Origin of the sequence: Microvirga terrestris (assembly GCF_015694425.1) — a bacterium.
GTDB classification, from domain to species: Bacteria; Pseudomonadota; Alphaproteobacteria; order Rhizobiales; family Beijerinckiaceae; genus Microvirga; species Microvirga terrestris.
The window spans coordinates 103,967-128,082 of the sequence record NZ_JADQDN010000003.1; the positions used below are offsets into that span (position 1 = coordinate 103,967).

Consider the following 24,116-nt stretch of genomic DNA (forward strand, 5'->3'; position numbering starts at 1 on the left):
GCCGAGGGTCCATCCGGAAAAGTGGCTGAGAGCAGGGCCTGCAATACCGTCGTGTCGGTCGCGGATGTTTCCGCCGTCTGTTCGGTCGGGCTCGACAGAGTGTCATCCTGAAGTGAGTCGTTACCCTCCCGGCTTTGCTCCCGCGAGAAGCCTTCGAGCAGCGTGTCGAAGCCCGTCGTCCCGCTCCCGGAGCCCTTGCTGCCCTGCTGAACATCGGTTGCGGGGGAAGGGCCACGCGATGTCTGTAGTGCCTCCACACCGCGGGTTGGTGTCTGAGGCATGAGATCGAGACGGGTCATTGAGTTACGGACGCCTGATTCTTGATTAACCTGTCGACGCGACTCAAAGCGTCACGGGCCTTGGATAAAGCCTGAAGCTGTTCCAGCCCTTGCGTTTGATTGCTCGTGTCCAGCGCCTTCTCGGCGGCAGCTTTGGTGAGCAAAGGTTTTGCCTTTTCAGCCAGGACGCCCGGTGTGCCTGGCATCGTCTGGATGTGCTCTGCCATTGCCATGGCCGAATCCAACAACGCCACGTCACTGGCAGGGAGAAGTGACCGGTCGATCTGGCGGAGATCCTCGGCCGCGGCTTTGATATTCTCCGGCGACGTAATCATGGAGGCCGCGCGATAGAGCTTTGCACGCGAAGCGCTCACTAGGTCACCCTCCACCAGCTTCTGCGCTTCCTCTGACAGCAAGCGAGCAGATTTAGTGAAGCCCTGCTCGACAGATGCGCGAGCGGTAAGAAGGTAGAGGTCGCGCCTTGCCTCCGGCTCCAGCTCCTTCATCATTATGACAAAGCCGTCGAAGCGGGACTTGTCCTGACCGAAATCGATGCGGGTCGATGCCGAAGCCAGACGCTGCCTGAAATTCCCGGCATAGACAGAGTGCCGGAAGCGTCTCAGGTACCCCGTTGCTAGGGATTGAAACTTCTCGACATGCCCGGTCTGACTCGCAACGAAAACCTGACGACGGAGTGCGGCTTCCTCAAGCAGCGAGCCTGGAGCCTGGAGACGAACGAAGTCGAGCAGATCATCGGACTTCGCAGGATCCTTCCGGACAACGAGCGCCGACTGAACCAGCGCCAACTGCGCGCTCATGGTCGGTGGGAAGGTGCGCGGATCAAGGGACATCAAAGCGTTGTAGGCTGCCTCCTCCCGTCCCTCGACATAGGCAAGAGCGCCTTCGACAAGAGGCCTGTCATTCTCCGTGACCACGGAGGAACCAAGCTCTAGAAGCTTCCTCAACAGACCAGGATTGCCGCCGCTCAAAACAAAAGACACGGCGGCGTGAATATTCTTGCCATTCTGCCAAACCTCGGGCTCGAGCTCCATGAACCGCGTGTCCAGAACACCCAACAGGCCTCGCTGCCCAATATGAGCCTCCGTAGAGCCTGTTGCGATCTGATCCTGCATCAGGTGCAGCGTACGTACCATCTGCAGGGGGCTCGGAACCGACAACAGTCGAACTTCCTGCTCGACGGCAGGTTCCACCACAGCATCGGCAGGGCGGCTACTGTCATTGGAGAATGCATCCGCGGCGAACAGCAGAATCATCCCGAGAGCAGCGAGTGGGCGCACGTTCACCGTCATCACTCCTGCAGAAGAATCTCGACCCGACGGTTTTGATCGGCGTTAGGATCAACCGGGATCTTCGGCTCACGATCCGCATGCCCCTCGACGCGTACAATCCTCTTTTCGTCCAAGCCCCCGCGGACAAGCATGTAAAGGGCCATCTGAGCTCTGGCATGGGACAGGCGCCAGTTGTCGTAATTGGCGGATCTGAAGGGTCGGGCATCGGTGTGACCACGGATCACGATCTTGCCCGGTCTCGCCTGCAGAATTTTGGCGATTTCGGCCATGGCGCGCACGACCTTGGCGTGCGGTTCTGCAGATCCTACGGCGAACATTGTGAAGTCGATATCATCCGTAAGACTGATCAGGGTTCCCGCGCCGGTGCGGCGGACCTCGATGTGCGGCTGAGGTGTAACATCCCTCGTCGGTTGAACGGCCTTGAGGATCTCCTGCTTCAGCTCCGCGGCCTTTCGATCGGCGGCAGTGGCTTCTGCAGCGTTCTGTTCTGCCGAGGATGCGGGAGTAGCGGCTTGGCCGCCTGCTGACGGCGCAGCCCGCCCATCCGAGGGTGGAGCACTGCCTGCAGGCGCCTGCTGTTGCGCCTTGTGTCCGGACCGTGGCTTCTCGCTCGATGAAGTGATCGCATCAATGACAGCTTTGGATGGTGCAGACGGCGCCGTACCAGGCTTCAGCGGCGTGTCTGTCTTCATTTCTTCGACAGGAGCAACCTGCCAGTAAAGCGGATCGAACGGATCGCGGAAAGCCTCGCCGGCTTTCAACCCAGGCACATCGCTCTCACCAGGCGTGACGTCGGCGCCGAGTGTGTCGTGCGGCGTTGCCTCGATTTCGTCTGCGATTCGGGCGAGCACGGCATAGGGATCCTGGAACAAAGCTCCTTCCTTGAAGCGAGGCTTCTGCAACTGGTGGGACTTGCCGCCCGCCCCCTCACCGCTCCCCTTTTCTTTGCCGTCCTTCGTGTTGTCGGTCTCATTGTCCGGCGGAACGTTTTGCGGGTCGTCGAGCCCCTTCTTGTTCGGGGTCGACTGCGCAAGCTGCACCGGATTGAAGTAATTGGCCACGCCGCTGCGGGTCTCTTCATCGGTCAGGCTGATGAGCCACATGACGAGAAAGAAGGCCATCATGGCGGTCATGAAGTCCGCGTGCGCGATTTTCCACGCACCGCCCTTCACGACGTCCTCAGCGTCATCGCTTCTTCTGACGATGACGATTTCCTGCTTATCCGATTTTGACATCATGACTCAGCCTTCAAAACCTGCTCGAGCCGATCCGACCAAGCCTGCAGCTGTGTTTGCACGGTCGTGTCGCGGGCGGTGACGCTCACTTCGACATGGTCGCCTGGAAGAAATTCTATCGCGTCTGCGTGAGGACCAAGGTTCTCTTTCAGAGCCCGCAAGAGATCCTCGGGGCCTACGATCCTCATCGGTCCCGTCTCTTCGCCGAGGAGAAGGGTTGCGAGCGATTCCTTGAACTCGACGGCGCTCTGCTGCCGGAAGGCCTCGGAAACGAAAGGCTTCAGGATATTTGCAACCCTCTCAGAGACCAAGGCTTCGATCCGGCCGATGCCTTCCACGATCAGCATCGAGAGCTGATTCGCCTGCTGCTCTACCCAAATCACGCGCTGTGACGCCAACTCTTCTTCGTAGCGGGCCTTCTCAGCAGCAATCGCCTCGTCAAGCTGTTGCCGAGCAGCATCCCTCTCTTCGGCTCTCACCTTGGCCTCGGCAGCTTTGATGAGTTCAGCTTGCCGGTCAACTACGGGTGGCGGCGGGAGATCTGGCTCCGCTTTCGCCTTGACGGCACGCAGGATCCCGCCCCCCAAAGATTCGCCACGACGTGTAGGGGAGAAGTCCTCAAGCAGGCTGGCGATTGCTCCTGCCATCACGCAGCCTCCCGCCCGAGCCATTGCTTCAGAACAGCGGCAGCATGTTCCTCGCTAAGCTCAATGATCTGCTCGAGCTTGCGCTGCGGTGTGCGGGGCATCTCAATGAGATTCTGCTCTTCTCGTTCAAGAGCGGCCTGCAGCGCTTGCCTTCCGGTCTCATTCTCAGCCTCTTCGGCCTCAGCTGCGGCGAGAGCGGCGGTCTGCTCACGTTGGAGCTCGAGTTCGGCCTGATGGCGTGCCATCAGCATTCTCACTGCCGGACGCAGCCCGAACCAGATCATCATTGCGCAGAGGGCCAGGATGGTGAGGGCATTCACGACAGTGCCGAACTGGCGCATCAGGATCTCGGTCAGCGGCGGACCCGAAACCGGCTGCAGCATGCCACCATCGTCGACGAAGCTCACAGCCGCGACCTTGATCTGGTCGCCCCGTGTCTTGCTGAAACCCGTGGCCGAGGAAACCAATTGCTCGATTTCCGTGATTCTGGCGTCCATTTCTGCAGGCGTGGCCTTCTCACCCAGCAGAGAGGCAATGCGAGACTTGTTCACCAGCACCGCCACCGACAGATTCTTGATCTGATAGCCGTCGCTGATGGTCTGGATCGTCTTCGACGAGATCTCGTAGTTGGTCAGCTCCTCGCGGCGCTGGTTGTCTTCGCTGGAGCTATCACCCGATTCGGCACGCACGCTCTCGTCAGGCAGGTTCTGCTGAACGGTTGTCGGCTTCTGCCCGGTTTTGTTCTGCGCGACCTCCGTTTCCTTGACCGTGCGGACTGAGCGCTCAACCTTCGATTCAGGGTTGAAGATCGTCTCGTTGGTGCTGACCTTGTCCGTGCTCAGGCGAGCGGCCACGCTGATCTCAAAATTGCCGGTACCGAGGTAGGGAGCTAGGGTGCGGCGGACATTGTCCTGGATCTCCAACCCCACCGTCTTTTCAAGGCGGGCCATCTTGCCCGTCGAGGCATTGGCAGTATCATCCCCGGACATCAGCAGAGTACCATCGGTGTTCATCACGGTGACCTTGTCCACCGCCATGCCTGGAATGGCGGCGGCGACCAGATGCCGAATCGCCTGGGCCGATGATGGATCATCGGCCGGCAAGGTGCGGATGACTACGGAAGCAGAAGGCGCCTGTTGCTCGCGGCGGAATGAGCCGCGGTCCGGAAGGACGATGTGAACGCGGGCGGCCTTGATTCCCTTCATTCCCTGGATGGTACGCGCCAGCTCGCCCTCAAGAGCGCGAACTTTTGTGACCTCCTGCATGAAGGATGTCAGGCCGAGAGAGCCGAGATCGTTGAAGAGCTCGTAGCCGGATTTCGTGCTGTGTGGGAGACCCTTCTCGGCGAGGAGCATCCTGGCCGCGGCCGTGTTCCCATAGCTGACCAGAAGCGCCGTTCCGTCTGCGCTCACATCGAAGGGGATGCCTGCATCCTTAAGAACGGCACCCATCCGGCCGACATCTTCACGGTCCAAGCCGGTGTATAAGGTCTCCTGAGCCGGGCGGCTGAGATAATAGGCTCCGACACCGACTGACAGGAAGACAGCAAGGCCGATGGCAGCCAAGGCAGCCAGGCGACGCGGGCCCAGCAGCAGCAAACTACTCCAGAGTCTTTCGGCGTGTTGACGACCAGGCATGAAGAATCTCGGTACTGATAATGTTATCGAGATTACTTTTGCGTCGCGAACCTTGTGCGAGGGTTGCTCCCTCTCAGATACTAATCAAAACACCGCTAAGAGGCTTCTGGTGGAGGAGAAATCAGAAATAGGAGCGGACCAAGCCACTTACGAGAATGTTCCAGCCATCGATCAGGACGAAGAAGAGGATCTTGAACGGCAGCGCCAAAACGGTCGGCGGCATCATCATCATGCCCATGGACATCACCAGGGTGGCGACGATCATGTCGATCACGAGGAACGGGAGGGCGATGAGAAAGCCGATCTCGAAGCCGCGCCTCAGTTCGGAGATCATGAAGGCGGGAATCAGGATCCGCAGGTCGATCATCTCGCCCTCTTCGGGCTTCGGGTAATTGACCGCTGCCAGATCGCTGAACATCTGGAGGTCCTTCGGCCTCACATGGGTCAGCATGAAATCCCGGAATGGCTCCGTGGTCTTGGTAAAGGCCTCCGCCTCGGAAATGCGATTCTCCGTCAGGGGTCGAACGCCCTCATTCCATGCCTTGTCGAAGGTCGGTCCCATGACAAAAAAAGTCATGAACAGGGACAGGCTGATCAGAAAGATGTTCGCCGGCGTACTCTGAAGGCCGAGCCCTGAGCGCAGGAACGAGAACGCTACCACAAAACGGGTGAAGCTCGTCACCATGATCAGAAGCCCTGGTGCAAGGGACAGCACCGTCAGGAGAACGACAAGCTGAATCATGCGTCCGCTGATCGCACTTTCTCCTGAAGGGAGTAAAGCCTGGAGATCCGCCAGCTGGGCATTGGCACTCGACGCCAGCAAGATGAATGCACCGGCAAGGATCAGACGGAAAGGCATGGCAATGGTCTTTCAGGAAAATGAACAGGCGGCTTTGAAAACTCAGACTGCGTTCGACCTACTGAACGATAAGGGTTTCGAGAACAAGCTCCTGAATGACACCTTTAGAGCGCAATTTGACGCGCTCGTTCAGGTCTTCCCTGAGATGCAGAAGGCCACTCGGCCCCTGGATCTGCGCCAGCGAAAGGGTGCGGATATAGGCCAGGATGTCCTGCCGGATCTCACCGGTCATCACGTCGGGGCTCTGATCTGCGCCCATCTTGTAGACGATGGAAGCTTCCACCCTCACCCAATCTTCGGTCGAAGCAGCGAGATTCGTGACGACTGGAGCTAGCTTCTTGATCCCGATATTGCCCGCATAGGGGCTCGCAACCTCGGCCTTCTCGGGCTGGGCCTTGTACTTCTCCTCAACCCGCTTCTCGATGCCGGACACCATCACGAGCCCGAACCCACCTCCGATCGCTGCCGAGAGCAGGGTCAGGAGGCCGAGTGTCAGCAACCAACTCAACGATCCCTCCCGGGTGGGTGCGCTGTCGGCTGGAGCAGGAAGTGCAAGTGCCTTCGCCATCGTCGATCCTCTTAGCTGGCCTAGAAGGGAGTCACGACATCGAACAGTTGCTGCCCATAGGCTGGCTGCTGGACTTCCATAAGGCGCCCGCGCCCACCATAGGAGACCCTGGCCTCAGCAATCTTGTCGTAGCTGATAGTGTTCTTCGGCGAGATGTCGCGAGGCCGCACGATGCCAGCGATGTTGAGCACGCGAACCTCAAAGTTCACGCGCACTTCCTGCGAGCCACTGATCACCACGTTGCCGTTCGGCAGAACCTCATTGACAATTGCAGCCACCGACAGGCGCAGCTTCTCCGAGCGGTCGATGGTTCCCTGCCCTTTCGAGTCCGATGAGGAGTTGATGCCTGCATCCGCCGTCCCATCCGAGTTCCAGCCTTTGAACGAGAATGCGTAGTCGAGACCGGCATTGATTGAGGATCGCCTCGACCTGTCGCTGGCGTTCTCGAATTCCGCCTTATCATCGATCTGGATATTCACGGTTACGATATCGCCCACCTGTCGGGCTCGTGGGCTGGTAAAGAGGTCGGCGCTGGCATTGCTCCAGGTAGAATTCGCAGCCGCCGGACCACTCCCTTTGAACAGATGCGGGAGCGGCTCACGTTCAACGGCGACGCCTGACCCGACCGGCGTCATGCCAGGCTCGCGTCCGAAATCCTCCGGCCTCGTCGCGCAGGCGGCAAGGAAACATAGGCCTACGATAGCAATGAGATGCTTCAATTTTGCCTCACGGGGTTCTTTTCGCGCTTGGGAGCGTCAGTGATGACATTTGCCAGCTGAGCGGCTCGGGCTGGCTCCATCTCATTCAGGACCGCGCTCGCGGCCCGCGGATTGAGCTTGGCGATAACGGCAGCCGCAATTTCTTCATCCATATTCATGAGCTGGAGAGCCGCCGCATCCGGACGCATCCTCGAGTAGATCATGACGATTGTCTCGTCCGCCTTTTCCAAGACTTCGTTGCGGCGCTTGAGCCATTCCTCGTACTCGGCACGCTTAGCTTCCAGAACCTTGATGCGGCCTTCGATTTCCTTTTCCATATCGGTAAGGGCCTGCTTCTGCAGGGCAAAGCGTGCATCCGAAGCTGCATCAGCGATATTGGTGCAGTACTGGCTGTTCTTGGCAGGTGAATTTGCTTCTTGTGCCTGAACACGGCCGGAAACCGCACCCAGTATCAAGCTACAGGCAGCCATTCGCCACAATTTCTGATACATCATGCGAGAGATCATTGGATCACCAACTCTGCTTGAAGAGCTCCAGCCGTCTTAACCGCCTGGAGGATCGCGATGACATCAGAGGGTTTTAAGCCCATCTGGTTCAAGCCCTTGACGAGGGTCTGCAGGTCCGAGCCCCGGACGATTGCAAGGGGCACGCGCTCCTCCGCTGCCGTGATTTGCGTGCGCGGGACCACGACTGTCTGACCCATCGAGAACGGATCTGGCTGCGAGACCTCGGGTGTCTCCGTTACGCGGATCGTGAGAGCCCCGTGGGTAATGGCCACAGTCGAGATCTGCACGTTCTTGCCGATCACGACTGTCCCCGTCCGCTGATCGATGACAATCCGAGCCGGCGTATCAGGCCTGATCTCGAGATCGCCTAGCTCGGCGATAAAACGCGTTGCCGCAATATTCTTCGGCTTCTGCAGTACGACGGTTCGGAAGTCACGGGGCGATGCCACGCGGACACCAAAACGCTGTTGGGCATATTGGTTGATCGCATCGGTTATCAGCGTCGCCGTCTTGTAGTCAGGGTTCTTGAGCTCAAAAGCCAATCCACCAACGGCATCGAAGCCGCCCTGGACCTCACGCTCGATAAGGGCTCCGTTCGGAATACGGCCTGCCGTCGCGACGCCGGAGGTCAGAGTCTCGGCCTGGCCCTGCGCGGAGAACCCCGATACCACGATTGCGCCCTGCGCAACCGCATAAACTTGGCCATCGCCGCCTTGCAGGGCGGTCAACATGAGGGCGCCGCCTTTCAACGAGGTCGCATCACCCATGGACGTGACGGTCACGTCGATACGCGATCCTGTGCCGACGAAGGGAGGCAGGTCCGCCGTGATGATGACCGCTGCGACATTGCGGGTGCGCAAGTTGATGTCACGGACGTTCACGCCCATTCGGTCGAGCATGGATTGCAGCGACTGCTCGGTGAACTGGGAATTGCGGAGGGTATCGCCGGTTCCCTGCAGGCCCATCACGAGGCCGTAGCCGATCAGCTGATTGTCCCGGACGCCTTGAACCGACGCCACATCCTTGATGCGGGTGGCAGCGTGAGCCTGCACCGCAAGCAAAGCGCCGAGGAAGAAGAGAATAACGCGTAGCATCAATAGATTCCAATCCGAATCCGGCCGTCAGCTTGAACCCGCCCAGTGATGATGCGCCCGCTGTCGGCATTCTTCACCTGGATCGTCTCGCCCATGGTACCGGATTGCAGAGGAATGCCGACGCCCATGATCGAGAGCCCACCTTCCTCAAACACGATCTGAGCCTGGATGCCACGTGTGACGAGCTTTGGGTCGTCCACCGCGTTCATCGGGATCGGCTCTCCTGGAAGGAGCGTCCGGCGTGCCATTTTTCCAGCCAGAACGCGTGGCGACTCCACGACGGCTGTCCGGTAGCGATAGTTCTCCGGGAAAGCCCTATCCTTAAGCATCGACTCCTGGATCGTATCACCCGCATAAATGGTGACGGCTGGAACCGGCAGGATACGATCCTCGGCAACAGCACCATGCGGCGTTCCCAAGCTGACAATGGTTGCAGCAAGAGCGATCTGGACGAAGTGCTTCATGATGATATCACCCGGATTCCGCCTTTAGCGAATGCCTTTTGAGACGGTTCCGGCCATGTCGTCCGCGGCCTGAATGACTTTGGAGTTCATCTCGAAAGCGCGCTGGGCCGAGATCAGATTCGTGATTTCCTTGATAGGATCCACGTTCGAAGCTTCGAGATATCCTTGGTGGATCTTTCCGTAGCCGGGATCGGACGGGATGCCCACAGCCGGAGCGCCTGAAGCCAGTGTCTCACGATAGTAGTTGCCGCCGATGGGCTCCAAGCCAGCATCGTTGGCAAAATTTGCAAGGGTCAGCTGACCCAGGTTCTGCGGCTGAGCCTGCCCGGCGATCTTCGCGAAGATCTCGCCCGACTCGTTGATCGTTACGTCGAGCGTGTTGGGCGGAACGATGATGGGCGGGTTGAGGGTATAACCGTCGAGGGTGACGAGTTGTCCATCACCGTTCTTATTGAAAGACCCCGCACGGGTATAGACGATCTCGCCGCTCGGTGCATTCACCTGAAACCATCCTCGCCCATTGAGAGCGAGGTCAAACTGGTTGGCAGTGTTCGTCAAAGAGCCTTGCCGGTGGAGGTTGCGGATGGCCGCTGTCTTCACACCTAGACCGAGCATCGCTCCTTCTGGCACAGGGCTGGAACCTGCTTGGTTCGGAATCGCCTGAGACCGCTCGGTTTGATACAGAAGATCTGTGAACTCTGCCCGTGCCGCCTTGAAGGCGGTGGTGTTCACGTTCGAGATATTGTTGGCGATCACCTCGACATTCAGCTGCTGTGCATTCATTCCGGTGGCAGCAATCGCAAGCGCTCTCATTATCTTATCCTCTTAGATCGCCATCCGGGCGATTTCCTGATAGGCCGCAACCACCTTGTCGCGGATGGCAATCGCTGTCTGAAGTGTCTGTTCGGCAGACATCACCGCTTCAACCACCTGCTGCACCGAGGCTTTCCCTTGGATGCCGGCAATCGATGCAGCCTCGCCCGCCTTCATGGTATCGACGGCGGACGTCGCTACTTGAGCCATCATGTCGCTGAAGCTCACAGTCGAGGCCCCGGCGACTGCACCTGTAGCCGGCGTCGTCGCGCCGAACGCTGGAACGGCCGTGACCGCCGCGGGGCTGTCAATCATTGAAGAGATGGAGGATACGGCACTGATCATATCAGCCTCTCATGAGATCAATTGTTGCGGAGATCATGGCTCTCGCCTGCTTCATCATCTGCAGGTTGGCCTGATAGGATCGATTGGCTTCCCGCATGTCGGCCATTTCGATCAGCATGTTCACGTTCGGCTTCTTGACCATGCCGTTCTCGTCGGCGGCCGGATTGCCAGGGTCGTACTCGACCGGGAACGGAGCTTCGTCCTGACCAACGTCCTTTACCGACACAGAAGCCGCGCCGAGCGTCCGCTCAAGCTCGGAGCGAAAGGTGATCGTCTTGCGCGTATAGGGATCGGATCCCGGAGTCCGCCCCGTCGAGTTCGCATTGGCGATGTTCTCGGATACTACACGCAGACGCGCCGACTGCGCCTCCAGGCCGGCGCTGGACAGTTTGCCGGAAGCAATCAAAGGATCGATCATGACGGGGTCCTCACGCTGGTCAGCAGCATTCTGTGGAATGATTTGACAATGGTCGTGTTCAGGGTGTGCTGGCGATTGACCTCGCCCGCTTTGATGAGCTCCTGCTCGAGGCTCACGGAGTTCTTTGAGTAAACCGTGTCCCAGCTCTCGGACTTCTTCACCTTCGTGGCTTCAGTGCGCGACGGAGAAATGCCGATATGCCCGTTGTTCGTTGACGCCATGACGAGCTTCGTCTTGTCCAAGACATCGGCGAAGGGCTCGACGTCTCGGGCGCGGTAGCCTGGCGTATTGGCATTGGCGACATTGCCGGAAATCGTCGTCTGGCGCGCAGCGAGCCACTGGGCTTGTCGCGATGCCAAATCGAACAGATAGACAGGTTCCGTCACAGGAATCTCCGAGCAAACATGGTAAAGAGGCATTTAAGCTTCCAACCTTGCACGAGGCTGACTTAGCCTCTGCAGATGGCTAGCAGATGGGGGGGTGTAGAGGCCCAGCTGAGCTTCGAAGATCCATTCTGAGCCGATAGTCTGCACCATGGATACGGGTGAACGGGCTGCAACGTTGATTCAGCCTGTCAGCGCCAAACGTAATTACATGACGAATCTAAGTGCTACCATGTCGCAACCGAATCAGTTGCATTTTGGCTAGCTATCCTCATGAAGAGCGCTGATGCGAAAACGCTGGCCGATGCGGCATGAGCCCATCTAAACTGCCGATTTGCGCGATCAATTGCCAATACGCTAAAAACCTGCAAGCAACGCAGCTCTTGGGTTGGGGGCTATGACTCATACACCTGCGTTAAAGGATTCTGCTGGCGGGACTGCGGTTCACCGCAGTCCCGATCCTGCCCATGTTCTCAACGCTATTACCGACTTTGCTCTGATTACCCTTGATCGATTAGGGAACATTGTATCATGGAACGCTGGCGCAGAACGCATTTATGGCTGGCGAGCAGATGAAATCCTGAGCTGCCATTTTTCTCTTCTGTACTCTTCAGATGCGCAGCTTCGCGGAAAGCCGCTTCAGGATCTCGACACAGCAGCGATTTCGGGGCACTCTGCCGACCAGATACGCTGTAGGACAAAAGATGGCGTGCATATCCTATGCCGGGTGACACTTGATGCTATCACCTCGGATGCCGGCGGAGATTGCAACTTTGTTCTTACCGCTCGCGACATCAGCCGCTTCATGGCTGCTGAGGCGGCCCTGAAAACCCAAGAGGAACGTTACCGGGCTCTCATCGAAGCAAGCTCCGCGATGGTGTGGCGGACAGATGCCGGCGGGAGGATCATCGACGGATCACTGAGTTGGGACACCTCCCCCTCCGTACTGTCCGAGAGTGGTGGAGACTATGCTTGGCTGGGTGCTGTTCATCCCGAGGATCGGGAGCGGGTGACGGCGACTTGGCTTGAAACGCTGGCTTCGGAGGAAGCTGGGACTAATGAGTACCGGGTTCTTGCACCCGATGGCGAGTACCGCTGGGTTCTGACGAGAGCCGTTCCTCTTCACGATGCCGATGGCGGTGTTCAGGAATGGATTGGAACCGTCACGGATATCCATGAGCAGAAGCTGGCCGCTGAACGGCTGCGCCAAAGTGAAGAGCAGTACCGCGCTCTGATTGAAGCCAGTTCCGTCATTGTCTGGCGCGCGGCGACAGAAGGGGCGATTACCAAGGTATGGGGTTGGGAGACGTTCAGCGGCCAAACGAATGAGAATTATACAGGCTTCGGCTTTTTAAATGCTGTGCATCCGGACGATCGAGCGAAGCTTCTCGCCCAGTGGCAAGCCGTCCGTGGTTCAGAAGAGCCCGGCAGTTTTGAGTACCGTGTCCGCCGCCTCGACGGCAAGTACCGCTGGATGCTCGCGCGGGCGGTCCCGCTCCTGAACGAAGAGGGCCAAGTTCAGGAATGGGTGGGCACGGTCACGGACATCCATGATCAGCGTCAAGCGGAGATGAGGCTGCGCAGCAGCGAGGAGAGACTGCGCCTGGCCATCGAAACAACAGCTCTGGGCATTTGGGATCAGGATCTTGTCACCGGCCGGCGCCAATGGATGCCGGAGGCGCGGCAGATTCTGGGCCTGGCCGAGGATGCAGTCATCACGCGCGAAATGATCCTCGATTGTGTTCATCCCGACGATCGCAAGCGGATGGCGAGCACCTTCTATGATGACCAGCCAGGCAGCGGCCTGACCTATAGCGGCAGCTTCAGGATCATTCGTACCGATACGGGAGAAGAACGCTGGATTACGGCCATCGGCCGGACCTTGGTCGATGATGACGGGAGGCCCATTCGCAAAATCGGTACGGTTCAGGACATCACGGAACGCAAGTTGGCCGAGAATGCTTTGCGCTCGAGCGAGGAGCGCCTGCGGACCAGCGAGGCGCATCTCAGATCCATTCTTGAGACAGTTCCCGACGCCATGGTCGTGGCCGATGAGAGCGGCATCATCCGCTCCTTCAGCGCGACAGCCGTGAACATGTTCGGTTATCAGCCCGAGGAGATCATCGGCACGAACGTCAAGTTCCTGATGCCTATACCCTATCGCGAGCAGCATGACGGCTATATCCGCCGCTACCGAGAAACGGGAGAACGGCGCATTATCGGTAGTGGGCGCGTGGTTGTCGCCCAGCGCAAGGACGGCTCGACCTTCCCTATGGAAGTTCAGGTCGGCGAGATGGAATCAGAAGGAGAGCGCTTCTTCACGGCCTTCATCCGCGATCTGACGGAACGACAGCGTACCGAAACCCGCATGCAGGAATTGCAGTCCGAACTCGCCTATATGTCCCGTTTCACGGCCTTGGGAGAGATGGGTTCGACCCTGGCCCATGAGATCAATCAGCCCCTGACAGCCATTACAAGCTATCTGAAAGGGTGCGGCCTCATCCTCAGCAACATCGAAGGCGATAAGATATCCCTCGTTCGCCATGCAGTAAACGAAGCGGCCGAGGAAGCACTACGCGCCGGAGAAGTGATCCGGCAGCTGCGGGAGTTCGTGGCCAGGGGAGGAAGCGAGCACCAGATCGAAGGGCTCCAGCGTCTCGTGGAGGAGGCTAGCGCCCTGGCTCTGGTAGGTGCCAAGGAGAATGACGTGAAAGTGGAATATGACTTTCCATCAGAGAACCCATTGGTCTTCGTAAACCGAGTCCAGATCCAGCAGGTTCTGCTCAACCTGATCCGCAACGCTGTCGAGGCGATGCATGACTCGGATCGTCGTCAACTGGTGGTCAAGGCTCAGCCTCTGTTGCCCGAATCCATGGTTCAGGTCAGCGTTCAGGATACAGGGTCAGGGATTGCGCCGGAGGTCTTGAAGAACCTTTTCAAGCCCTTTACCACCACGAAGCGAAGCGGCATGGGCGTAGGGCTCTCGATCAGCCGGACGATCGTGGAATCCCATGGCGGCAAGATCTGGGCTGAGTCGGATCCTGGTGAGGGCACCACCTTTCATTTTACCCTGAGAACCGTCGACAAGGAGGACATGGCCAGTGTCGAACACGCCGATCGTATATGTGGTGGATGATGACGTCGGAGTGCGAAAGGCGCTTTCGTTCCTGCTGGTATCAGCTGGCCTGAACGTCCGGCTGTATGAGTCCGCCAAAGCCTTTCTCGATGAGGTAAACGATCCCGGACGATGCTGCATTGTCACGGACGTACGGATGCCCGGTATCGACGGCCTGGAATTCATCCGGCGGCTCAATGCGCGAGGACTGAATATTCCTGTTGTCGTCATGACCGGCCATGCGGACATTCCACTTGCCGTGGAAGCCATGAAGGCAGGCGCCATCGATTTTCTCGAGAAGCCATTCAGGGAAGACCGCTTCCTGGAGGTGGTTCGCTTTGCGCTGGTCTGCGATGAGAAGAGTGTTCGCAAGAATCAGGAGCTCCTTAGGACCCAGGCGCGGCTACAGTCTCTCTCACAGCGAGAGCGGCAGGTGCTTGATGGTCTAGTCGCCGGCAAGGCCAACAAGATGATTGCTCATGAGCTGAACATCAGCATCCGCACTGTTGAGATCCATCGGTCGAATGTGATGGCGAAGATGGAAGCCAAGAGTCTTTCCGAGTTGATCCGCATGGCCCTTTTCCTGGAGGTCGCGACAGGACAGTAAACGCGCCAGGGCCGCTGGCTTGGCTCGTGCCGCAGCACTACCGGAGAACTGCGAAGGTCGAATTGACTGCCGCCTGACCCTGGAAGAAGCAAACAAGAGCGAATGATCCTGCTGGTTCCATACAGGCGTATAAGGCAAATCCCTCTCGCTCCCTTTCCAACCTAATAATCTGGTGCCTCAATGGCCGATGTCAGACAGATCCTTCCGACGCTTCGAGAACGCGGCGATGAGGCGCTTCAGGACGAAGCCGGCACTCAGCGATTCGATGTATCCAATCAGAATCGCTGGTCGAGGGCCAACCTCGATTTTAGGGATCTTTCTCATGATACCTGGTGCGAGCTGACGTTCCAAATCCGCTGGCACCCTGAAGAGAGAAGCCGAGCAGCACATGATTTCGCTGTCATTGGAATCGACTTCCTTACCGAGGACGGGTCAAGCATCGATTTCGCCTACGTTCCGGGCCTGACCAGAGCCCAGGTTGATCCCTACAACTGCTACATCGCAGGACCCGACTACTACGATGCGAGCAGCGACCAAACGCATACGGCAAAAGTTCACTGCACCTTTCTGATTCCTAGCCCAGCGAAGCACATATCGGCGTCCTTCCGCAGCTGGCGCAACTCCCATCCATTCACGATCATCGACCCGAAGCTTCTGCAGGTCGCCCAAAATGCAAGTGACGATGCTCAAGCAGAGCCTACAGCATCCCATCTAAATGCTAACGACCCGCGCCGTTCCTGGATTCGACTGAAGACCGAACCAACTTGGCTGACCTATGGAGTGGTGCCGGCTACGACGATTTTTGTCCGAGGTCAGCTGATCAACCAGGGTTCAGGCGCTGAAGGGGCCCTGGTGCGCGTCATTTTTCGCAACACGAACGGAGAAATCGTTGCTTCGCCGGATGAGTTGCCGACATCACCTCTGGTCGGATCTTACATCGACATTCCAGTCAACCGACAAACGAGACGCTTCACGCTTGAACTCACTCCTCCGAGCCAGGCTGCAACAGTTGAACTCGGCTTCCAAGTCTGGCGCGATGAGGCAGCGATCAGCCTCATGACTCCCCTTGAGACATCTCTAGGTGATGATCTGCTGCTGGAGAGCATTCTTAGTGGAGAGCATTCTGATGCTATGGGCTTTGCAGATGAAGTTTTCAGACGGCTTCAACCAGGATCTTCCTCAAGGGCGAAGATCGATGTCACCAGCCCGATTGACAGTCTGCTTGATTATCAGATTCTAGCAGAAGCGCCGATCATACACGATCGACTGCAAGCGGTTCAGCGTGGTCAATCGGCAACGCTGGTGGAGAGTCAACTGACTCTCGGCAGCTTCCAGGCGTGGCCCTTGCCTTCAACGCCGGACTGGACCGAGGACCCTTATCAATCTCCTGCATGGCGCCTGGAGTATCAATCCTTGTCCTGGCTCCTGGATCTCGTTCGCGACCAGGGGGAAAGCGGATTGCAGAAGGCTACGGACTTTGCTGTTTCTTGGTCTCTCTCGAACCCATGGGGTCAACCCAAAGATCCTCTCAGCGCCTATCCAGCGTCGGTTGCCATACGCACAGAGGTTCTGCTTCGGCTTCTTGTAGCCGCACGTTCGTTTAAGAAGAGACCTGCTGATAAGCTGCGCGTGCTGATTGCGGAGGTCGTTCAGCATGGCTTTGCGCTCGCCGAGATCCTGAGCCAGAACATCTTTCTGCATTCCATCCTGCAGGTTCGAATCGCCTGCGCTCTACTCAGCACCTCGATCGGGCTCCGGAACTTTGCTCTTTCCTCGTACTGGAGATCCGTAGCCCTTGCTCAGCTGCAGAATGGCTTCGATCATCTTCTTGGCCCACACGGTTCATCAAATGAGCAATCTCAATATTACCGATTGGAGCTGGTCTCCATCGGAATGATCCTGGCTCAGAACCTTAAGGACCACCGTGAGGCTGAAGACCTCAGGCAGCTTCTCGACACCCGCTTGAAGGACAGCCTCAAAGCTCTCGTGGCGGTCACAGACCCAAATGGTATGCTTACGCCGTTCGGCGACACGCCGCGTGACCTCCACCACGCCTCTTGGCTCCGGCGCCTCATCTCCGGGTATGGAAGACATCTGCTGTCGGACCGGGAACTCGCGGGTGAACTGGCATATCCTCTGGGCTCAAGGCTCCATATCTCGGAGCATGCAGGACTAATTGCCATTCGAAACTACGCGCAGAAGCCGGCGTGGAGCTATCTCTGTGCCTCACTCACGGAGCAACGACATGATAATGGGCACTACGACTGTACCTCTTTCGTTTACTCCGCTCGCGGGGTAAGGTGGATCACGGACTCAGGTGGCTCTGGGCTTATGGAAGCAGGCCCTGTGCGCCAGTATCTGCACTCGTCACGAGCCCACAATGTGGCTATCCCAGATTCTCGCGAGCAGAGTGCAGGCCTTGGTTGGATCGAAGAAACGCTATCTCTGGATAATGCCTATGCAGTTCAGGTAGGCACGAATGTGCATGGTGCTTGCTATAAGCATTCGCGCGTATTTGTATCTCTGGATGACATGAATGGGATTGCCATCCTTGACCGTTTCCGATCATCCAAGAGCACTACTGGCTTTGAAGCCAACCTTCACTTTGACGATAACATTGCGGTAGCTCTTGCCAATAGTCATCTGTCGATTGCTTTCCATAAGCGGGATAGGCTTCGGGTTATTCCTCATTCTATTGCGGGGAATTTTACCGGGTTTAAGGTTCAGAATGGGCATACCGGCCGAGCAGGATCCATGCAGGGCTATCTCTCGAATGGCACCGGCAGCCTCAAACCTGCCAATGTGCTGAGCTACGGATTTACCGGTGCATCAGAAGTATACGGAGGCGTGATCCTCGCTATAACGGAAGAAGGCTTGAAGAGGCTTATGAATGTCATTGCCTCGCAGCAGGTGCAGAGGCTGCTGGTTTAGCCCTCCAGAAGAACTATGCCCATATCAAGAGGAAACCCAGCCTTTGAAGGCTGGGTTCAAGCCACACCGAGTGCATTGACGAGCGATCGATCAGACTAGTTGAACAATGCGTCAATTGCGTCTTGGGACGTCACACCGTTATCGTAGGCCAAGGCTGGTCCATTCAGGAGTGCCTTATCTCCCTGACGCTTCGGATCATCGATGGTTTCGATGTCCTTGAAGCTTTCCATGCCACCCCAGATCTCCATCATGTGATGAACACGCTCCTCAACAAACTTCATCGCGCCGACGACCTTGCTGATACGCTGCCCGGTAATGTCCTGGAAGTTGCAAGCCTCAAAGATACTAATCACGTGATCGAGGATCTCGCGGGCGATATCCTGATCACTTCCAGCCAACCTGGATGAAAGATTGCTGGAGAGTTCGTCGATCCTTTCCGCCGCTGCCAGGATGGAGTTGGTGGCTGTTTCCGTCCCGGTGACGATGGCACCGAGTTCGTCTGTGACGCGCGTGATCTCTTTCCCCTGAGCACCAGCATATCGAAGCGTGGCGATCTCTTTCTTCGTGCGCTCGATTGCTTGATAAATGGAATCGAGTTCTGCCTTCAGGCGAAGAGCCTCCTGCATATCGCGCCGGTGCTCCTCTAGCAGAGACGTCGAGATGTCCTTTGCAGGAACGATTGACTCCTTGATTGCTGCTAGCAGGCCCATAACTTCGGAATGACGCTCGAGGAATCCTTCGTCCTGCGAAACAACGCCCAGGTTCGCCTCGATACGATAGCTTTTCTTATGGATCATGATCTCGCTCTCGCTCTGCTCACGCACCAAAGACAGCGCTAATCTTCGACCGGAGGGTATCGGCGTTGAAGGGCTTGACGATGTAGTTGTTGACGCCGGCCTGCTTGGCCGCGACCACGTTCTCGGTTTTGGCCTCGGCGGTGATCATGATGAAGGGCAGGCTGCCCAGCTCCGCATCGGCCCGCACCTGCTGCAGCAGCTCGAAGCCGGTCATGGGCGCCATGTTCCAGTCGGAGATCACCAGCCCGTACTTCTTCTCCTTGAGCTTGCCCAGAGCCTCGGAGCCGTCCTTCGCCTCGTCGACGTCGTTGAAGCCGATCTGCTTCAGCAGATTGCGGATGATGCGCAGCATCGTCTGGTAATCGTCAACGATGAGAACAGGGGTGGATAGATCAAGACTCACGGCAAACTTCCTGTATTCTGATTACATAAATTGAAGCACATGCACTCGAAGATTTGGGCTTACGCAGCCTCGCGCTCGGTCTCGAAGGAAAGGACGGCGTCGACGTCGAGCACGATCAGCAGTTGGTCACGCAACTGGTGGACGCCTTGCGACAGTCCCACCCAGCCCAGATCCATGTGAACCGGATTGGGCTGCATGTCGTCCGGATCAAGCTTAAGAACTTCACCGATGTCATCAACGAGGAGCCCATAGGCTTCGCCCTGGTTCTCAAGGCCGACAGCCATGCGTCGCCCCGTCTCGGCGGTGTCGCCCAGTCCGAGCCGGCGGCGCAACGACACAGCTGTCACGACACGGCCGCGAAGATTCAGGAGACCTGCAATCTCTCCCGGCGCGAGAGGAACTGTCGTCATCTCGCTTACAACAAAGACGTCATGCACCCGGCTGATCGGCAACCCCAGCAATTGTCCAGCCACCGTGACCGTTACGAACTCCATCTGCTTGGAGACTGCCTTCACATTTCCCGAAGGGATTGAATCTACGAGCTTCATGATCAAGCAGCCTCTTCAAGTGTTCCATTGAGTTCCGCGAGTGCGGAGAGAAGACCTCTGCGGTCGATTTTCGAGACGATCTCGGAAATATTCAGCTTTCTCGCCAAGGCGATCTGCTGCGGATCGGGCTTGACCGTCAGGCCGATCACAGGGGTCGCGCTGTGATGCGGATCGGCCCGTAGGGACGCAACCAGAGCAAAGCCAGAATGTCCTGAAAGCTCGAGGTCAGTGACGACCACGTCAGCATGCAGTCCGTTAGACAGCAGGCGAACGGCTTCCTGGGCTGTCGAAGCTGTTTGGACGCGATACCCAGATGCCTTCAGAACCGGCACAAGCATATCCCGGAAGAATGTCGAGCTGTCTACAAGGAGCAGAGACTTCTCTAATCCGCCCCTTCGCTCCTTGCGTGACCACGTCTCGAGGACCATCGGCAGGTAGTGCGCGACGTTGACGATCTCAGTGGTACGCCCCCTGACAACAGCAGATCCGACGAGATCGGAACGCTCAGCAAGGAGCTCGATATCGAGTTTATCCTCCACGATGTCGACGATTTCAGCAACTGCCAGGCCCATCGACACATCGCCGTCTGAGAACACCAGCAGCGACTGCATGCCTTCACGCTTGATGGTGAGTTCCTCGTCACAAGAGACGAGCGGCATAAGGCGCCCACGGTATTGGACCACTGGGCGCCCACTCGACCACTCGATAGTTGATGCTTCGATCTCCTCAAGGCGGGTCACCAGCGAAAGCGGAACAGCCTTCAGGCTCTCACTTCCACCACGGAAGACCAGCAGGCTTGTCAGTTCATCCGCAGCAACGACCGCTTGCTCGGGGTTTGCATCGCTCTGGAACTCGTTGCGATCAGATTCCGATCCCACCATGCGCGCAAGACCGTTGGGATCAATGATCAGCACGACGGCGCCATCCCCCAGGATGGTGTTGCCTGAGAAGAGCTGGATGTGCCTCAGCTTCGAGGACATCGGTTTCACCACGATTTCCTCAGTATGAAAAACACCGTCAACGAGAATGCCAAAGCGTTGATGCGCAACCTGCGTCACGACCACGAAGCCGTGATTGGCGTCCTCATTCCCGGACAGACCCATGACTTTCGACAATGGCACGATTGGCAGCAGGCGATCACGCAGTCGCAGGATCGGTGTTCCATTGATGCGCTCGATCGAATGTTCGGAGGTGGGCGACACCCGGACGAGTTCCGATACCGCAATCTGTGGAATGGCAAAGCGCTGATCCTTGGACGACACGATGAGCGCTGCCACGATGGCTAGCGTCAGAGGGATCTTGATCGTGAAGGTGGTTCCGCGACCCTGCTCGGAACGAATGTCGACGGTTCCACCGATCAGCTCGATATTGGTCTTAACCACATCCATGCCGACGCCGCGGCCTGACACGGACGTGACCTTCGCGGCTGTCGAGAAGCCAGGGTGGAAGATGAACTTCGCCACCTGAGCGTCGCTCATCCGCTCCAGTTCGGCGTCATTTGCAATTCCGCGTTCGGCGGCCTTCTTCCTGATAGCCGCGAAGTTAAGCCCCTTACCGTCGTCAGCGATCTCGATCGTGATCGAGCCGCCTTCATGATAGGCGTTGAGGCGGATCGTGCCCTTCTCGTGCTTTCCAGCAGCTTTTCGTTCCGCTTGGCTCTCGATTCCATGGTCTGCCGAGTTGCGGACCATATGGGTTAGAGGATCTTTGATGACCTCCAGGACCTGCCGATCCAGCTCCGTGTCCGCGCCTTGCATGACGAGTTCGATCTTCTTCGAGAGTTCGTTCGAAAGGTCGCGCACAACGCGCGGTAGCTTCTGCCAGGCATTTCCGATCGGTTGCATCCGGGTCTTCATCACCCCGTCCTGCAACTCGGCCGTAACCTGCGACAGACGCTGCAGCGGCACCTTGTAGCCGTGGTCCTCTGAACTGCGTCGGGCGATCTCCAGCAGCTGGTTCCGGGTGAGAACGAGCTCGGATACCATCGTCATCAGATGCTCGAGGGTATCCACGTTGACACGGATTGTCTGAACCTTACCGGAGATGCCTTCGCCGGCCTCTCCCGCCTCGGACGATTCGCCGTTTTTCTTGGGAGCCGCAGGCGCTGCGGCGGAAACCGTGGGCATGCCGCTGGATAGCTTCTCCGCAGGCTTATCGATCACGAGACGGGCTGGTCCCGGTGCCTCGCGGAACGCGCGCTCCAGATCATCGAGCGAGACCTCACCCGGCTTAAGAGGACGTTCAAGAACCTGATATGTAAGGGTTCCGGCGGTCACAGCCTTTTCCGGGCCAGGAGCCTCCTGAAAAGCGCGCTCCAACTCGTCGAGCGAAACCTCGCCGGGCTTCAGCTCCCGCTCGAGAACTTGGTGGACTGGAGTGGGCAAGGTTTGCGCCATCTTTGGAGCCAGTGCTGCTTCCGGAACAGATGGCCCCTGCGAGGCCATCTTGTCCAGCAATGCGATGAGATCGCCGTCGGATCCCTCTGGTTCAGCACCCTGACGCTCGAGCTCGCCGAGAATTTCCTTGGTCCGGTCAAGGGTACTGAGGATCAGCGAAACGGCAGGAGTCGTAACTGGCATTCCATCGCGGAACTTGCCCATGAGAGTTTCGGCAGCGTGAGCCAATGCCTCGAGCCGTGGCAGACCAAGGAAGCCGCAGGTGCCCTTGATTGTATGGACCAGGCGGAAGATGTTGCTGAGGATGGCTTCGTTGTTCGGATCCTGCTCGAAACGGACCATCTCCACGTCGACCGTTTCGAGGTGCTCGTTGGTCTCGGTAAGAAACTCAAGAAGAAGATCGTCCATTGCCGTGTCTCAACTCTTACTGTGTGAACTGAACAGCGCCGATCGTCTGGCGCTCCAGATTGGGAGAAGCGTTCGGCCTTCACGCCGGCAATAAAGCGCTGAACCTCATGTTCAGGCATGGGAACTGAAGGGCGATTATCGGATCAGGATCGAAGATCAGGAAAGCGACTGCTGCTCGTCATTTGCATGCAGACGGTTATCCAAGAAGTTTTGATCTTCATGATGGATAGTGCCCCAGTACACCTCATTCACTACATCAGTTTCTCAGCCAACAAGGCTGAGCGACTGGACCTGATCAACTCTTCATCCATAGACCGACGAAGAACTGATCCTTTGAGCTTTGCGCCTCTTAGGTCACAGCCATGACGTTGAGTAAGAATAAGTCGGCGTTTCCTGCAATAGAGTTAACGACCGAAGGTGATGCTTGCTGATTCGACGCGATTTCAGAAAAAATCGCTCAACCAGACAGCATCAATGTTGCGATCGACACTGCTGTTAGGGTTCCAAGTTTACCCAATGGGTTCGTCATCGAAGTCTACACCGCGCTTCGCAGCGGCCTAGCACGATTCAATTTAAGGGAGTTGCCCCTCATCGAGAGGGGCTATTGAGAGCGGTCCGCGATTATCCAAGCTCTGAGCAGCGCATCCCCGGTCGGTAACTTCGGGAATGACAACCATTGTTTGTGCGGGATAGCCGAAATGCCAATTCGCCTTTGTTGACGCGCGAATACAGCCAAGCCTCAAGGTCGTTCTGGAATTGCTCCTGTGGAGCATCAAATGCTTATGGCTGCCGTACCATAAGTGCGGCAGCCATATGCCTTTTCGACGAGAACTAGACCGCGATCCCTACGTAGGAATAACCGATATACCGCTTAGCATCGATGGGGTCATAGCCGAGGCGCTGCCGCAGCTTCTTGCGCAGCTTGCTGATGTGCCCCTCGACAACGCTGTCTTCGACGTCATCGCTATAGATCCCGTAGACCGCGTCGAAGATCTGCTTCTTGGTGAGCCGGTGCCCCTTCTTGCGAACCAGATATTCCAGAATGTGCCTTTCGCGGCGCGGGAGAGAGAGGGGAAGACCGTCGATCTCCGGATCCCGGCCATCGAAGAAAACCTTCAGCCTGTCACTGTTATCCTGGGTCTTCTTTCCGGCGCTTGCGTTCACGCGGCGCCAAACGGCTTCTGTCCGCGCAAGAATTTCGCGAACGTGAACGGGCTTGCGGACAACGTCATCAAACTTCGCGGTGAAGAGTTCCAAGGTCTCCTCCAGAGAGCGAACATCGCTTAGGGCGATGATCGGGGCCTTGGAATAGCGCCGGATGCTTTCGGCGGAATGAACCCGCTCTTCAAAGGTACCGAGCACGAAGCCCTGCACAGCTTCCAGGTCGGAGTCGGAAGCCGTCTCAAGCCAATCGGTGAACTCGTCTGCGTACAAGCCAAGGGAGGATATGCCTTCACGCTTGAAGCTCGCAACATATCCAGACGTAACCATCTGCCGGTCATCGACGACGATATACATGTTTTCTGCCCCGCCTTAGTAATTAAGTGCGTTTAATGGTCGTGTTCTTGCCGCTCACATTTGTTTACTTGATTCAGCTTTGTTAAGCGGCTGAGGCAGAAACTATATTTTGGGTCC

22 protein-coding genes are annotated in these 24,116 nt (G+C 57.5%); 3 read left to right on the top strand and 19 right to left on the bottom strand.

Annotated elements, in window-relative coordinates; translation table 11 throughout:
- Positions 1-295: 295 nt before the first annotated feature.
- The 14 genes from I2H36_RS07570 to flgB all read right to left on the bottom strand — a co-directional run bounded on the left by I2H36_RS07570 (position 296) and on the right by flgB (position 11,279).
- A complete protein-coding gene (locus I2H36_RS07570; protein ID WP_196263288.1) occupies positions 296-1,588 on the bottom strand; it encodes a chemotaxis protein MotC in 1,293 nt (430 codons plus the stop codon).
- Complete coding sequence (locus tag I2H36_RS07575) at positions 1,588-2,826, bottom strand: MotB family protein (RefSeq protein WP_246718700.1); 1,239 nt, start codon at positions 2,824-2,826, stop codon at positions 1,588-1,590. Before I2H36_RS07575 ends, I2H36_RS07570 begins: the two co-directional genes overlap by 1 nt.
- Positions 2,823-3,470 carry a hypothetical protein gene (locus I2H36_RS07580; RefSeq protein WP_196263289.1) on the bottom strand — a complete coding sequence of 216 codons (648 nt, stop codon included), beginning with the start codon at positions 3,468-3,470 and terminating at the stop codon, positions 2,823-2,825. Before I2H36_RS07580 ends, I2H36_RS07575 begins: the two co-directional genes overlap by 4 nt.
- Positions 3,470-5,107 carry a flagellar basal-body MS-ring/collar protein FliF gene (gene fliF / locus I2H36_RS07585; RefSeq protein ID WP_196263290.1) on the bottom strand — a complete coding sequence of 546 codons (1,638 nt, stop codon included), beginning with the start codon at positions 5,105-5,107 and terminating at the stop codon, positions 3,470-3,472. Before fliF ends, I2H36_RS07580 begins: the two co-directional genes overlap by 1 nt.
- 121 nt (positions 5,108-5,228) lie before the next feature.
- A complete protein-coding gene (gene fliP, locus I2H36_RS07590; protein WP_196263291.1) occupies positions 5,229-5,966 on the bottom strand; it encodes a flagellar type III secretion system pore protein FliP in 738 nt (245 codons plus the stop codon).
- 58 nt (positions 5,967-6,024) lie between these two features.
- Positions 6,025-6,534 carry a flagellar basal body-associated FliL family protein gene (locus I2H36_RS07595; protein ID WP_196263292.1) on the bottom strand — a complete coding sequence of 170 codons (510 nt, stop codon included), beginning with the start codon at positions 6,532-6,534 and terminating at the stop codon, positions 6,025-6,027.
- 20 nt (positions 6,535-6,554) lie between these two features.
- On the bottom strand, positions 6,555-7,253 hold the full coding sequence (gene flgH / locus I2H36_RS07600) for a flagellar basal body L-ring protein FlgH (protein WP_196263293.1): 699 nt from the start codon (positions 7,251-7,253) through the stop codon (positions 6,555-6,557).
- Positions 7,250-7,723, bottom strand: coding sequence for a MotE family protein (locus I2H36_RS07605; protein ID WP_246718718.1), 474 nt, complete (start codon positions 7,721-7,723; stop codon positions 7,250-7,252). The genes flgH and I2H36_RS07605 overlap by 4 nt, the downstream gene beginning before the upstream one ends.
- A 32-nt stretch (positions 7,724-7,755) precedes the next feature.
- A complete protein-coding gene (gene flgI, locus I2H36_RS07610) occupies positions 7,756-8,853 on the bottom strand; it encodes a flagellar basal body P-ring protein FlgI (protein WP_196263294.1) in 1,098 nt (365 codons plus the stop codon).
- On the bottom strand, positions 8,853-9,317 hold the full coding sequence (gene flgA, locus I2H36_RS07615; protein WP_196263295.1) for a flagellar basal body P-ring formation chaperone FlgA: 465 nt from the start codon (positions 9,315-9,317) through the stop codon (positions 8,853-8,855). The genes flgI and flgA overlap by 1 nt, the downstream gene beginning before the upstream one ends.
- A 24-nt stretch (positions 9,318-9,341) precedes the next feature.
- Entirely contained in the window at positions 9,342-10,130 is a 789-nt protein-coding gene (flgG, locus tag I2H36_RS07620; protein WP_196263296.1) for a flagellar basal-body rod protein FlgG, read from the bottom strand.
- 12 nt (positions 10,131-10,142) lie between these two features.
- Positions 10,143-10,475: a flagellar hook-basal body complex protein FliE gene (fliE, locus tag I2H36_RS07625; protein ID WP_196263297.1), complete on the bottom strand. Its 333-nt coding sequence runs from the start codon at positions 10,473-10,475 to the stop codon at positions 10,143-10,145.
- A gap of 1 nt (position 10,476) precedes the next feature.
- Entirely contained in the window at positions 10,477-10,893 is a 417-nt protein-coding gene (gene flgC, locus I2H36_RS07630) for a flagellar basal body rod protein FlgC (RefSeq protein ID WP_196263298.1), read from the bottom strand.
- Positions 10,890-11,279: a flagellar basal body rod protein FlgB gene (gene flgB / locus I2H36_RS07635; RefSeq protein WP_343234413.1), complete on the bottom strand. Its 390-nt coding sequence runs from the start codon at positions 11,277-11,279 to the stop codon at positions 10,890-10,892. The genes flgC and flgB overlap by 4 nt, the downstream gene beginning before the upstream one ends.
- Before the next feature lie 394 nt (positions 11,280-11,673).
- On the opposite strand from flgB, the gene I2H36_RS20415 reads away from it, so the two are divergent.
- The 3 genes from I2H36_RS20415 (at position 11,674) to I2H36_RS07650 (ending at position 17,929) form a co-directional block, all read left to right on the top strand.
- Positions 11,674-14,412, top strand: coding sequence for a PAS domain S-box protein (locus I2H36_RS20415; RefSeq protein ID WP_196263300.1), 2,739 nt, complete (start codon positions 11,674-11,676; stop codon positions 14,410-14,412).
- The gene (fixJ, locus tag I2H36_RS07645; RefSeq protein WP_196263301.1) at positions 14,378-14,998 is read left to right on the top strand and encodes a response regulator FixJ; all 621 of its coding nucleotides are present in this window, start codon (positions 14,378-14,380) and stop codon (positions 14,996-14,998) included. The genes I2H36_RS20415 and fixJ overlap by 35 nt, the downstream gene beginning before the upstream one ends.
- A gap of 180 nt (positions 14,999-15,178) precedes the next feature.
- Positions 15,179-17,929 carry a heparinase II/III domain-containing protein gene (locus I2H36_RS07650; RefSeq protein WP_196263302.1) on the top strand — a complete coding sequence of 917 codons (2,751 nt, stop codon included), beginning with the start codon at positions 15,179-15,181 and terminating at the stop codon, positions 17,927-17,929.
- 95 nt (positions 17,930-18,024) lie between these two features.
- Here the strand turns inward: I2H36_RS07650 and I2H36_RS07655 are convergent, their stop codons facing one another.
- The 5 genes from I2H36_RS07655 to I2H36_RS07675 all read right to left on the bottom strand — a co-directional run bounded on the left by I2H36_RS07655 (position 18,025) and on the right by I2H36_RS07675 (position 23,999).
- Complete coding sequence (locus I2H36_RS07655) at positions 18,025-18,726, bottom strand: protein phosphatase CheZ (protein WP_196263303.1); 702 nt, start codon at positions 18,724-18,726, stop codon at positions 18,025-18,027.
- A 19-nt stretch (positions 18,727-18,745) separates the two neighbouring features.
- Complete coding sequence (locus I2H36_RS07660; protein WP_036358805.1) at positions 18,746-19,129, bottom strand: response regulator; 384 nt, start codon at positions 19,127-19,129, stop codon at positions 18,746-18,748.
- Positions 19,130-19,188: 59 nt separating this feature from the next.
- Positions 19,189-19,677, bottom strand: a complete 489-nt coding sequence (locus I2H36_RS07665; RefSeq protein ID WP_196263577.1) for a chemotaxis protein CheW — start codon at positions 19,675-19,677, stop codon at positions 19,189-19,191.
- A 2-nt stretch (positions 19,678-19,679) separates the two neighbouring features.
- Positions 19,680-22,481 (bottom strand): hybrid sensor histidine kinase/response regulator, encoded by a 2,802-nt coding sequence (locus tag I2H36_RS07670; protein WP_196263304.1) that lies wholly within the window; start codon positions 22,479-22,481, stop codon positions 19,680-19,682.
- 831 nt (positions 22,482-23,312) lie between these two features.
- A complete protein-coding gene (locus tag I2H36_RS07675) occupies positions 23,313-23,999 on the bottom strand; it encodes a response regulator transcription factor (protein ID WP_196263305.1) in 687 nt (228 codons plus the stop codon).
- Positions 24,000-24,116 lie beyond the last annotated feature (117 nt).